Origin of the sequence: Pseudomonas sp. ATCC 43928, assembly GCF_005938665.2 — a bacterium.
Classification (GTDB): Bacteria; Pseudomonadota; Gammaproteobacteria; order Pseudomonadales; family Pseudomonadaceae; genus Aquipseudomonas.
In genome coordinates this window covers 3,354,063-3,366,642 of record NZ_CP041753.1, presented here as the reverse complement: position 1 = coordinate 3,366,642, position 12,580 = coordinate 3,354,063, and the positions used below count along the sequence as shown (strand labels likewise).

Annotated in this window: 11 protein-coding genes; 5 read left to right on the top strand and 6 right to left on the bottom strand. The window is 61.5% G+C overall.

The genetic code is table 11. The features are described 5' to 3' along the window. Window positions 1-45: 45 nt before the first annotated feature. From FFH90_RS15480 to FFH90_RS15465, 4 genes are all read left to right on the top strand, one after another. The gene (locus FFH90_RS15480; RefSeq protein ID WP_138867513.1) at window positions 46-1,224 is read left to right on the top strand and encodes an MFS transporter; all 1,179 of its coding nucleotides are present in this window, start codon (window positions 46-48) and stop codon (window positions 1,222-1,224) included. Window positions 1,225-1,384: 160 nt separating this feature from the next. Then, window positions 1,385-2,080 carry an HPP family protein gene (locus tag FFH90_RS15475; RefSeq protein ID WP_026286646.1) on the top strand — a complete coding sequence of 232 codons (696 nt, stop codon included), beginning with the start codon at window positions 1,385-1,387 and terminating at the stop codon, window positions 2,078-2,080. Window positions 2,081-2,425: 345 nt separating this feature from the next. Then, entirely contained in the window at window positions 2,426-3,544 is a 1,119-nt protein-coding gene (locus FFH90_RS15470; RefSeq protein ID WP_138867512.1) for an enoyl-CoA hydratase/isomerase family protein, read from the top strand. A 3-nt stretch (window positions 3,545-3,547) separates the two neighbouring features. Further along, window positions 3,548-4,699: an acyl-CoA dehydrogenase family protein gene (locus tag FFH90_RS15465; protein ID WP_018929133.1), complete on the top strand. Its 1,152-nt coding sequence runs from the start codon at window positions 3,548-3,550 to the stop codon at window positions 4,697-4,699. A 58-nt stretch (window positions 4,700-4,757) separates the two neighbouring features. On the opposite strand, the gene FFH90_RS15460 is transcribed toward FFH90_RS15465, so the two are convergent. The 6 genes from FFH90_RS15460 to FFH90_RS15435 form a co-directional block, all read right to left on the bottom strand. After that, entirely contained in the window at window positions 4,758-5,531 is a 774-nt protein-coding gene (locus tag FFH90_RS15460; protein ID WP_019649661.1) for an enoyl-CoA hydratase, read from the bottom strand. 30 nt (window positions 5,532-5,561) lie between these two features. After that, window positions 5,562-6,689 (bottom strand): acyl-CoA dehydrogenase, encoded by a 1,128-nt coding sequence (locus FFH90_RS15455; protein WP_138867511.1) that lies wholly within the window; start codon window positions 6,687-6,689, stop codon window positions 5,562-5,564. A gap of 22 nt (window positions 6,690-6,711) precedes the next feature. Further along, a complete protein-coding gene (locus FFH90_RS15450) occupies window positions 6,712-7,905 on the bottom strand; it encodes an acetyl-CoA C-acyltransferase (RefSeq protein ID WP_018929130.1) in 1,194 nt (397 codons plus the stop codon). Window positions 7,906-7,917: 12 nt separating this feature from the next. After that, window positions 7,918-8,679, bottom strand: a complete 762-nt coding sequence (locus FFH90_RS15445; protein WP_138867510.1) for an SDR family NAD(P)-dependent oxidoreductase — start codon at window positions 8,677-8,679, stop codon at window positions 7,918-7,920. A gap of 16 nt (window positions 8,680-8,695) precedes the next feature. Further along, a complete protein-coding gene (locus FFH90_RS15440; RefSeq protein ID WP_138867509.1) occupies window positions 8,696-10,360 on the bottom strand; it encodes an AMP-binding protein in 1,665 nt (554 codons plus the stop codon). A 168-nt stretch (window positions 10,361-10,528) separates the two neighbouring features. Next, window positions 10,529-11,545 (bottom strand): AraC family transcriptional regulator, encoded by a 1,017-nt coding sequence (locus tag FFH90_RS15435; RefSeq protein ID WP_138867508.1) that lies wholly within the window; start codon window positions 11,543-11,545, stop codon window positions 10,529-10,531. A 182-nt stretch (window positions 11,546-11,727) separates the two neighbouring features. Between FFH90_RS15435 and efeU the strand changes: the two genes are divergently transcribed. After that, the gene (gene efeU / locus FFH90_RS15430) at window positions 11,728-12,573 is read left to right on the top strand and encodes an iron uptake transporter permease EfeU (protein ID WP_105346113.1); all 846 of its coding nucleotides are present in this window, start codon (window positions 11,728-11,730) and stop codon (window positions 12,571-12,573) included. The last annotated feature ends 7 nt before the right edge of the window (window positions 12,574-12,580 follow it).

The following is a 12,580-nucleotide window of genomic DNA, read 5'->3' as shown; positions in this document are numbered from 1 at the left end:
GCGCGTCGAACACCACAGAATCTGAATAAGGACATTTGCCCCACCGTGGCCACTTACTCCCTCGTTATCCGCCGGCTGATGATCTGCTCGCTGACCATCGTCGTCAGTCGCGCCATCACCAGCCCGTTGCTCACGCTGTTCCTGAGCACCAAGCTCGGCCTCAACCAACAGGACGTCGGCCTGCTGCTCGGGATTGCGGTGTTCATCGCCACCCTGCTCGCGCTCTATGGTGGTTACATCATCGACCGCCTCGAAAAGCGTCGGCTGTTGATCCTGGCCATGCTCTCCAGTGCCATCGGCTTCGTGCTGCTGACCTTTGCCGAAAACCTCTACCTGACCACCGCCACCCTGGTGATCACCGAAACCGCCTCGGCGCTGTTTCTGATCGGGTCCAAGGCGATTCTCAGCGACAACCTGCCCATGGGCCAACGCGCCAAGGCTTTTTCGCTGCGCTACACCCTGACCAATATCGGTTACGCCACCGGCCCGATGCTCGGCGTGGTGATCGCCGGCGTGTACCCGATTGCGCCGTTCCTGATCGCCGGCGGCATCGCGTTCTTCAGCATTTTCCTGATGAGCGGGATTCCCAAAGACCCGGCCCAGGTACCCGCCATCGGTCAGCCGCAAAACTTTCTCAAGACCCTGGTCACCCTGAAAAACGACCGCACGCTGATCATGTTCACCTGCGGCTGCCTGCTCAGCACCGTGGTCCACGGTCGTTTTACCTTGTACCTGTCGCAATACCTGCTGGTGACCCACGACTCCAAACGAGCGCTGGAAACCATGGCCGCCCTGCTCGCCTGCAACGCCATCAGCGTGATCCTGCTGCAATACCAGATCGGCCGGTTTCTCAAACGCGAACAACTGCGTTACTGGATTGTCGGCGGCAGCAGCCTGTTCATCCTCGGCTTGATCGGTTTCAGCCTGGCCGACGGCCTGGTGAGCTGGTGCATCGCAATGTTCATTTTCACCCTCGGCGAAATGATCATTTACCCGGCCGAATTCCTCTTCGTCGACACCCTGGCCCCGGAAGAACTGCGCGGCAGCTACTACGGCGCGCAGAACCTCGCAGCCCTCGGTGGTGCGATGAGCCCGGTGATCTGCGGCTTCTTGCTGATGCACACGCCCGCGCCCACCATGTTCTACGCCCTGAGCGCATTGACGGCGATGGGCGGTTTTCTCTGTTTCATGAGCGGTCGACGCGTCGCGATACTGCAAAAATAATGCATTGAAGCTGCATTAATATGAATTTGTCAGTATCGGTAATGACCGGCACACTGTTCGCCGTTCCTCCCCCAATAGTTGGAACCACTTCAAGGGCTTTCCGGGTATCCGGACAAGCCTTTTTTTTGCCCTGGTTTTTGTCAAAGGATCGATGTTCGTCATGCTCGCTCACTGGTTGCCCGCCGCCATCAACACCCGCCCCTCCGAATGGAGCCGTGCCGCCATCGGCATGGCCATGGGGACGATGTTCAGTGTCTGGTTGTGCGGCCAGGTGTTCGGCATCGACGTGGCGCTGCATCTGATAGGTCCGTTGGGCGCGTCGGCGGTATTACTGTTCGCCGTGTCCTCGGGTGCGCTGGCCCAGCCGTGGTCGATTCTTGGCGGTTACCTCTGCGCGGGGGTGATCTCGCTGCTGGTCGCTCACGTACTCGGCCGCACCCTCGGCAGCGCCTGCCTCGCGGCGGGCATGGCGCTGATTCTGATGTGCTGGCTGCGTTGCCTGCACCCACCCGCCGGGGCGCTGGCGCTGCTGATGGTGCTGGCAGACCCGGCGACCATCGCCATGGACTGGAAAGCCCTCGGCCCGGTAATGCTCAGTGGCTCGACGATGCTGCTCAGCGCGTTGGCGTACAACAACTTCACGCGCATTCGTTACCCCAAGCGTCCCGCCGAACCGGCCCCGCTTATGCCCGCGGCCGACAGCCAGGCGATCACCGCCGAAGATCTGCGACGGGCACTCGCCGACATGGAGGCCTTCTACGACGTCACCCCTGAAGACCTCGAGCAGTTGATTCATGCCAGTGAATTGCATGCCAAGCGCCGCAGTATCGGTGAAGTGCTGAGCAGCAGAACCTAAAGGCATCTTTGTGGCGAGGGGGCTTGCCCCCGTTGGGTCGCGAAGCGGCCCCAAAACCTGCTAACGAATTTTTCCAGGCATAGCTCATAGCCCTTATCTGCGGCTGCTGCGCAGTCGAACGGGACGGTGCGGCGATCCGACAAGCCCCCTCGCCACAAATTCAAGGTTGATTCAAAACGGAGTCAGTCTGCCGAAGGCTGCGATCTTTTGATTTTGCACTAAGGTAAAAATGCAGAAAGAACCTGCACGTATCTCGGTTGTACAGGGCAAATTTGCACTGTTACGATCCTGCATCGCTCGCGCGCGAGCTTCTCTATAAAGAACAATAAAAGCAGGGAGTTAGTGATGACTGCTCAGGTTTCATCCCCGGGGACACCGTCCATGGATGCCACGCAAAACGAAGTGTTGGCCGAGGTTCGCAATCACATCGGTCACCTGACCCTCAACCGCCCCGCCGGCCTCAACGCCATTACCCTGGACATGGTCCGCAGCCTGCAACAGCAACTCGATGCCTGGGCACAGGATCCGCAGGTGCATGCGGTGGTGTTGCGCGGTGCTGGCGAGAAAGCCTTCTGCGCCGGCGGCGATATCCGCTCGCTGTACGACAGCTTCAAAAGCGGCGACACGCTGCACGAAGATTTCTTCGTCGAGGAATACGCCCTCGACCTCACGATCCATCACTACCGCAAACCGGTCCTGGCCTTGATGGACGGCTTTGTCCTGGGCGGTGGCATGGGGCTGGTGCAAGGCGCCGATTTGCGGGTGGTCACCGAGCGTAGCCGTCTGGCGATGCCGGAAGTGGCCATCGGTTATTTCCCGGACGTCGGCGGCAGCTACTTCCTGCCGCGCATTCCCGGTGAGCTGGGCATCTATCTCGGCGTCAGCGGCGTGCAGATCCGCGCCGCCGATGCGCTCTATTGCGGCCTGGCCGACTGGTACCTGGAGAGCGCCAGCCTGGGCGAGCTGGACGAGCGACTCGACCATCTGGAATGGCACGATACCCCGCTCAAGGACCTGCAAGGCGCGCTGGCGAAACTCGCCGTGCAGCAACTGCCGGCAGCGCCGCTGGCGGCGCCGCTGGCGGCGCTGCGGCCGGTCATCGACCACTTCTTCGCCCTGCCCGATGTGCCGAGTATGGTGGAACAACTGCGTGCAGTGACCGTCGCCGACAGCCATGAGTGGGCCATGGCCACCGCCGACTTGCTGGAAAGCCGTTCACCGCTGGCCATGGGCGTGACCCTGGAAATGCTGCGGCGCGGTCGGCACCTGAGCCTGGAACAGTGCTTCGCCCTCGAACTGCACCTGGATCGCCAGTGGTTCGAACGCGGCGACCTGATCGAAGGCGTGCGCGCCTTGCTGATCGACAAAGACAAGAACCCGCGCTGGAACCCGCCGACCTTGCAGGCGCTGGACGCCGAGCACGTCGCGAGTTTTTTCACCGGGTTTGACCAGAGCGGGAGCTGAGCCATGCACGATATCGAATTGAGCGAAGAACAAGTGATGATCCGCGACATGGCCCGGGATTTTGCCCGCGGCGAAATCGCGCCCCACGCACAAGCCTGGGAAAAGGCCGGCTGGATCGATGACGGTCTGGTGGCGAAGATGGGGGAACTGGGTCTGCTGGGCATGGTGGTGCCCGAGGAATGGGGCGGCACCTATGTCGACTACGTGGCCTACGCGCTGGCGGTGGAAGAGATTTCCGCCGGTGACGGCGCCACCGGCGCGCTGATGAGCATCCACAACTCCGTCGGCTGCGGGCCGGTGCTGAATTACGGCACCGAAGAGCAAAAACAGCAATGGCTGCCGGACCTCGCCAGCGGCCAGGCCATCGGTTGCTTCTGCCTGACCGAACCGCAAGCCGGTTCCGAAGCCCATAACCTGCGCACCCGCGCCGAACTGCGCGACGGCCAGTGGGTGATCAACGGCGCCAAGCAATTCGTCAGCAACGGCAAACGGGCGAAGCTTGCAATCGTTTTCGCCGTGACTGATCCGGAGTTGGGCAAGCGTGGCATCTCGGCATTCCTGGTGCCGACCGAAACAGCGGGGTTCATCGTCGACCGCAGTGAACACAAGATGGGCATCCGCGCTTCCGACACCTGCGCCGTCACCCTGAACAACTGCACCGTCCCTGAAGCCAATTTGCTGGGTGAACGCGGCAAAGGCCTGGCCATCGCCCTCTCCAACCTCGAAGGCGGCCGTATCGGCATCGCTGCGCAAGCCCTGGGCATCGCCCGTGCGGCGTTCGAAGCGGCGCTGGCTTACGCGCGGGATCGGGTGCAGTTCGATAAGCCGATCATCGAACACCAGAGCATCGCCAATATGCTGGCCGACATGCAGACCCGACTGAACGCCGCGCGCCTGTTGATCCTGCACGCCGCGCGCTTGCGCAGTGCCGGCAAGCCGTGCCTGTCGGAGGCTTCACAGGCCAAGCTGTTTGCTTCGGAGATCGCGGAGAAAGTCTGTTCGTCAGCGATTCAGATTCATGGCGGGTATGGGTATCTGGAGGACTACCCGGTGGAGCGTTACTACCGGGATGCGCGGATCACGCAGATTTATGAAGGGTCGAGCGAGATACAGCGGATGGTGATTGCCCGGGAGCTCAAGAACTACCTGATCTAAAAAGATCTCTAAGAAGATCGTTCCCACGCTCTGTGTGGGAACGATCAGAAGCGCGACATCACTTGCCCTGGAATTCAGCCTCACGCTTGGCAATAAATGCCGCCATCCCTTCTTTCTGATCCTGGGTGGCAAACGCCGCATGGAATACCCGGCGTTCAAAACGCACGCCTTCCGACAGGCTGACTTCAAAGGCGCGGTTGACGCTTTCCTTGATCATCATCGCAATCGGCAGTGATTTCTTCGCAATCAGCGCCGCGACTTTCAGCGCTTCGTCCACCAGATCATCCGCCGGCACGATGCGCGCCACGATCCCGCAACGCTCGGCTTCCACCGCATCGATCAAGCGCCCGCTCAAGCACATTTCCATGGCCTTGGCCTTGCCCACGGCGCGGGTCAGGCGCTGGGTGCCGCCCATGCCCGGCAAGACGCCGAGGTTGATTTCCGGTTGGCCGAACTTTGCATTGTCGCCGGCCAGGATGAAGTCGCACATCAGCGCCAGTTCACAGCCACCGCCCAAGGCGAAACCGTTGACCGCGGCAATGATCGGCTTGCGGCGGTTAGCCACGCGATCGCTGTCGCTGAACAGATCATCGAGGTAGATCTGCGGGTAGGTCAGCTCGGCCATTTCCTTGATGTCGGCACCGGCGGCGAAGGCTTTTTTCGAGCCGGTCAGCACGATGCAACCGATGTTCGAATCGGCTTCCAGGCCATCGAGGGCGTGGTTCAGTTCACTGACGATTTGGGCATTCAACGCGTTCAAGGCTTGCGGACGGTTGAGGGTGATCAGGCCGACGCGGCCGTGGGTTTCCAGCAAAATCGTTTCGTAGTTCAGCTCTTTATTGCTCACAGACGGGACTCCTTCTCAAAGATTGCGCGAAATGACCATGCGCTGAATGTCGCTGGTGCCTTCGTAGATCTGGCACACCCGCACGTCGCGGTAGATCCGCTCCAGCGGGAAGTCGTTCAGGTAACCGTAACCGCCAAGGGTTTGCAACGCCGAGGAACAAACCTTTTCGGCCATTTCCGAGGCGAACAGTTTTGCCATCGACGCTTCGACCAGCGCCGGTTTGCCGCTGTCGCGCAATGCCGCCGCGTAATGCACCATCTGCCGGGCCACGGCGATCTGGGTGGCCATGTCGGCCAGGCGGAACGCTACCGCCTGGTGCTCGATGATCGGCTTGCCGAAGCTCTCGCGTTCGCGGGCGTAGTCGCGGGCCGCTTCGAACGCGGCGCGGGCCATGCCCACCGATTGCGAGGCGATGCCGACACGTCCGCCTTCGAGGTTAGCCAGGGCGATCTTGTAGCCTTCGCCCTCCTCACCCAGTCGATTGGCCACCGGCACTTTCACATCCTCGAAGAGGATCTGGCAGGTATCAGAGGCGTGCTGGCCGAGCTTGTCTTCGACCCGCGCGACTTTATAGCCCGGCGAATCGGTGGGCACGATCAGCGCGGTGATCCCGCGTTTGCCGGCACTCGGGTCAGTCACCGCAAACACAATCACCACTCCGGCGTTTTGCCCGGAAGTGATGAACTGCTTGCAGCCGTTGAGCACGTAGTGATCGCCTTCCAGCCGGGCACGGGTTTTCAGGCTGCTGGCATCGGAGCCGGCTTGCGGTTCGGTCAGCGCAAACGCACCGAGCATCGCGCCGGCGGCCAGCGGTTTGAGGAAACGTTCTTTCTGGTCGTCGTTGCCGAACTTGAGGATCGGCACGCAACCCACCGAGTTGTGCACGCTCATGATGGTCGAGCAGGCGCCGTCGCCGGCAGCGATTTCTTCCAGGGCCATGGCGTAAGCCAGGTATCCGGTGTCACAACCGCCCCACTGCTCCGGCACCAGCATGCCGAAGAAGCCCAGGTCAGCCATCTCGCTGATGGCTTCCTTGGGGAAGCGATGTTCGCGGTCCCATTCGGCGGCGAACGGTTTCAGCCGTTCCTGGGCAAACTGCCGGGCCGCGTCGCTGATCTGAAGTTGTTCGTCGTTGGGCAGCATGTAGATTCCTTAATGCCAAGCTTTAGTACAGGCATTCAACGGCCATGGCCGTCGCTTCGCCGCCACCGATGCAGATCGCTGCCACGCCGCGTTTCAGGCCTTTCTGGCGCAGGGCCGAGAGCAAGGTGACGAGAATCCGCGCGCCGGACGCACCAATCGGGTGGCCCAAGGCACAGGCACCGCCGTGGACGTTGATCTTCTCGTGGGAGATTTCCAGCTTGGTCATGGTCACCAGGCTCACCACGGCAAAAGCTTCGTTGACTTCAAACAACTCGACTTCGTCCAGTGACCAGCCGGTTTTCTTCATCAACTTCTTGATCGCACCCACCGGTGCCACCGGGAACAGCCCCGGGGTGTCGGCGAACGCCGCGTGGCCATGAATCACTGCCAGTGGTTTCAAGCCTTGTTTCTCGGCTTCGGAACGGCGCATCAGCACCAGTGCCGCCGCGCCGTCGGAAATCGAACTGGAGTTGGCCGCCGTCACCGTGCCGCCCTCGCGGAACGCCGGTTTCAGCGAAGCGATCTTGTCCAGTTTGGCTTTCGGCGGTTGTTCGTCGTGGCTGATCAGCACTTGCTGTTTGCCGACCGTCACGGTGAGCGGCACGATCTCGGCGTTAAAACTACCTTCCTCGATCGCCTGTTGGGCGCGGGTGGTCGACGCGATGGCAAACGCGTCCTGATCTTCACGGCTGAAGCCATTGGTCTCGGCGCAATCCTCGGCAAAGGTGCCCATCAGGCGGCCCTTGTCGTAGGCGTCTTCGAGGCCATCGAGGAACATGTGATCGAGCACCTGGCCATGGCCCATGCGGTAACCGCTGCGGGCGCGGTCCAGCAGGTACGGCGCGTTGGACATGCTTTCCATGCCGCCAGCGACCACCACGTCGGCGCTGCCGGCGATCAGCATGTCGTGGGCCAGGATCGTCGCTTCCATGCCCGAGCCGCACATTTTGTTCAGCGTCGTGCAGCGGGTCGATTTATCCAACCCGGCGCCCAGTGCCGCTTGCCGCGCCGGGGCCTGGCCGAGGCCGGCGGAGAGCACGCAGCCGAACAGCACTTCTTCGACGGATTCAGGGGCGATACCGGCGCGTTCGACCGCGGCACGAATCGCAGCAGCGCCCAGTTGCGGCGCGGTCAGGCTTTTCAGTTCGCCCTGGAAACCGCCCATCGGGGTGCGGACGGCGCTGACAATAACAATCGGATCGTTGGACAGTGTCATGACAAATACTCCTTATTTGGCGGCCATGCGCAAGGCACCGTCGAGACGGATCACCTCGCCGTTGAGCATGCTGTTTTCTATGATATGCCGGGCCAGCGCGGCGTACTCGCTCGGCTTGCCCAGGCGTGGCGGAAACGGCACCCCAGCGGCCAGTGAATCACGTACTTCCGGGGTCATGCCGGCCATCATCGGCGTTTCGAAAATGCCCGGTGCGATGGTCATCACGCGGATGCCGAAGCGCGCCAGCTCACGGGCGGCAGGCAAGGTCAGGCTGGCAATCGCGCCTTTGGACGCCGAATACGCGGCCTGGCCAATCTGGCCGTCGAAGGCCGCCACCGAGGCGGTGTTGATGATCACCCCGCGCTCGCCGTCTGCATCGGCTTCAGTCTCGGCAATCGCCGCAGCAGCCAGGCGCAGCATATTGAAACTGCCGATCAGGTTGACGTTGATCACCTGGCTGAAACTGGCCAAGGCATGAGGGCCGGTCTTGCCGAGGATCTTCTCGCCACGCACGATGCCGGCGCAATTGACCAAGCCATTAAGGCCGCCAAACGCTTTGACCGTCGCCTGCACCGCCGCTTCTGCCGCCGCTTCATTGCTGATGTCGGCCACCACGCTTTGCGCGCCGAGACATGCCGCCTGCGCCGCGACGGCTTCGGCGTTCATGTCCACCAACATCACCTTGGCGCCGGCGGCCACCAGCATTTCAGCAGTGGCGGCACCGAGGCCGGAAGCACCGCCGGTGACGAGAAAAACCTTGTTTTCGATCTGCATCATTGTTTCCTTGGATTCAAGCTGAAACGTTCTTCGCGGCGGCCTCTTGAGCCTTGGCGATTTCCTGGTTGCGCAAGATAAAGCGCTGCAATTTGCCGCTTGGGGTTTTCGGCAATTCGCTGACAAATTCGATTTCACGGGGGTACGAGTGCGCCGCCAGACGCTTGCGCACGTGTTGCCGCAGTTCTTCGGCCAGCGCAGGCTCGGCGCGGTATTGCGGGCTGAGCACGACGAAGGCTTTCACCAGTTCGGTGCGCTCCGGGTCGGGCTTGCCGATCACCGCCGCCTCGACCACCGCCGGGTGTTCGATCAGGGCGCTTTCCACGTCGAACGGGCCGACGCGGTAACCCGAGGTGGTAATCACGTCGTCGCTGCGGCCGACGAAGCTGATGCTGCCGTCCGGGTTCCACTCGACGGTGTCGCCGCTCAGGTAATAATTGCCGACGAACGCTTTGGTCGGTACGCCTTCGTAACCACCGAACCAGCACATCGGCGACTGGGTACGGTCAATGGCCAGGATTCCTGGCTGGCCAACGCCGAGTTCTTTGTATTCCTCATCCAGCACCACGATACGGTGGCCCGGCGAGGCAAAACCGGCGGCGCCCATGTGGATCGGATGTTCCAGGCCATGGTGATTGCACAGGACCATGCCCAGTTCGGTCTGGCCGTAATGGTCGTGAATCACCACGCCGAGGTTGTCGGCGAACCAGCGGATCACTTCCGGATTCAGCGGCTCGCCGGCGCTGCTGACGATGCGCAGCTTGCCCTTGATCGAACGGGCGAATTCATCGCCACCGGCAATCAGCAAGCGATAGGCGGTCGGTGAGCCAGTGAGGTTGGTAATCCCGTATTTGTTGATCACCCGGCAGGTGCTTTCGAGGGTGAACGGGCCATCGTAAAAGGTGATCGGATGCCCCATCGCCATCGGCCCGGTGACACCGAAATAAATACCGTAAGCCCAACCCGGATCGGCGACGTTCCAGAAGGCGTCCTCGGGGCGCAGGTCTACAGCGTCGCGGGTGTAACTCTGGAACGCAACGATGGCCTTGAGCGGCACCGACAGCGCTTTCGACGGGCCGGTGGTGCCCGAGGTGAACATCAGCAGGAACGGGTCTTCGCCAGTCAGCAATACCGGTTCGCAGACGCTGGAATAGTTGGCCAGTTCGGCCCAGAAACTGAAATCACCCCGAACAATACCTTGGCCTTTCGGACCGCCGACGGTGACGATGGTCGGGCAGTCGGCCACTTCAGCCAGTTTCGGGCGATTGACCGCATCGGTGACCACCACTTTGGCGCCGGAACTGTTCAGACGGTGTTCGATGGCTTTGGGGCCGAAGGCGGTGAACAGCGGCTGATAAACCGCCCCGATGCGCCAGGCGGCAAACACGGTGATCAGCAATTCGAAGTTGCGGGGCAGCAGGCCTGCGACCTTGTCGCCTTTCTTCACGCCCTGGGCCACCAGAAAGTTGGCGAAACGCGCGGCCTTGTCCTGCAAGTCGCTGAAGGTGTAGGTCGCGCTGCTGCCATCGCGACCCTCCCAGAACAGCGCAATGCGCCCCGGCAAGGCATGCCGGTCGCAACACTCGACGCAGGCGTTGAGCGCTGTCAACGACCCTGTGAGCGCGGCATCGACGGTGTGCTGATAATTGAACTGTGACGTAGCAGACAAGTAATCGCGCATTGCCAGAATCCCTCTGTATTTTTATTAGGTTGGGGGAACCGTAATCAACAAGGAAATACTCGCTCTGCGCGGGGAGCGGGACAATGGTCAAAGCTATCAAGTTGTGTGACTGGTTTGGCCAAGGTTCGAGGGCGTGCCCGCGATGGCGTCAGCCCCCCAGGATCCGGATCAGTCAGCCTCGTTCAGAATCAAACTCCGATAATGCCCAGGATTGGACCCCGACCATTTGCGAAACGCCTTGTAGAACGAGCTGGCATCGGCAAACCCCAAACGGGTGGCGATTTCAGCGAAGCTGATGGCCGGCTCGGCCAGCCAGACGATGGCCAGTTCCTTGCGCACGCTGTCCTTGAGCCCCTGATACGTCTGCCCTTCTTCAGCCAGGCGGCGGCGCAACGTTGAGGCCGACATGCACAGTTGCTGCGCCAGCGCTTCGGTTTCCGGCCAGCGCTCGGCGGGCAATTGCCGCAGATCGTGCTTGATCCGGCTGGCCAGGCTCTCGGGGTCGCGGTACTTGACCAGAATGTTCGCCGGCGCATGGGCCAGAAAGCGCTTGAGCTCTTCAGCGCTGCGCTTGATCGGCAAATCCAGGCAGTCGGCGGAGAAAATCATCCGCGTGCGCGGCCGGTCGAATCGCAGGTTCTCGGAAAACATCACCCGATAGTCATCGCAAAAATCCGGCTCCGGGCAACGCAGTTCGATGGCCAGGATCGGAATCCGCCGCCCCGCCAGCCAGCAGGCAACGCCGTGCACGATCATCCAGTAAGTGAAATAGGTGAAGGCGCGGCGCGGTTCTTCGTCGTCCTCCAGCAGGACGATTTCCGCCAGGCTTTGCTGGCGAACCAGTTGCGCGGGCAGGCGTTCGAGCATCAACGACAGAAAGCTCAGGCCCGAGGTCAGCCCGGCGGCCAGGCTTGGCTGGACCATGGAGCAGTGACAGAGGAACTCCAGGCTGCCGGACTTGAGCTTGCGCGGGTCCATGCCAAAAAACTCATCGTCCCCACGCCGGGCCAGCAAACGCCACAGGCGCGCATAGGCGGCGGCCGGGACACGCGCGTCGGTGCTGTCCAACAGCGCTGGATCGATGCCGACCTTGTTCAACACCTCTGCGGTGGCAGCGCCCGGGGCGCAACTTTGCAACAGTGCTTCACGCACCAGTTGAATGGCGATGGTGTCTTTTTCCGACATTGACCGGGGTGAGCCTTGTTATTGGAGTGGTGGGCATATTAGCGCACCGCTCGCTCCTAAGGGATGGTGGGATCTTCAGGGTTGTTCAGCTTAGGTTCAGGCAATTAGCAATAACTACCATATGAGAATGAGTTTCATCATGTTACAAATTAGCACCCTATCTAATTACTCCCCGGTGCTGAATGCTCGTTCCTTTTCTGATCATGCTGCGCGAAGGCATCGAAGCCGCGTTGATCGTTGGCATTATCGCCAGTTACCTCAAGCAGACCGGTCGCGGCCAATGGATGCCGGCAGTGTGGGTCGGTGTATTCCTCGCCGCCGCGCTGGCCCTGCTGGTCGGCGGTGGCCTGGAACTGGTCAGTGCTGAATTCCCGCAAAAGCAGCAAGAGCTGTTTGAAGGTGTGGTCGGTTTGCTGGCCGTCGGCATTCTCAGCTCCATGGTGTTCTGGATGCGCAAGGTGGCGCGTTCGATCAAGCATTCGCTGCACGTTTCCCTCGATCAGGCGCTGACCGGCTCCAGGCATCAAGTGACCGCGCTGATCGCCATGGTGTTTTTCGCCGTCGCCCGGGAAGGCCTGGAAACGGTGTTCTTCCTGCTCGCCGTGTTCCAGCAAAGCGAAGGCCCGGCCGCACCGCTCGGCGCCCTGCTCGGCCTGGCCCTGGCGATCATCGTCGGCTTCCTGATCTACACCGGCAGCCTGCGCCTGAATCTCTCGGCGTTCTTGCGCTGGACCGGTCTGTTCATTCTGGTGGTAGCCGCCGGGATTCTCTCCAACTCGGTGCAAGCCCTGCATGAAGCCGGCGTGTGGAATCACCTGCAAACCGTGCTCTTCGACTTCAGCGCCACGCTGCCGATGGACGGCCCGCTGGGCTCGGTGCTGGCCGGCATGTTCGGCTACCAGGACGCGCCGACCGTCAGCACCCTCGGGGCATATCTGACTTATCTGTTGGTGGCACTGGTGATGTTTTTTCTCCCGGCTCCCGTAGCCACGTCTGCGCAAACACCCTCCTCCGTTTCCAGCCAGTAAGGGCCTT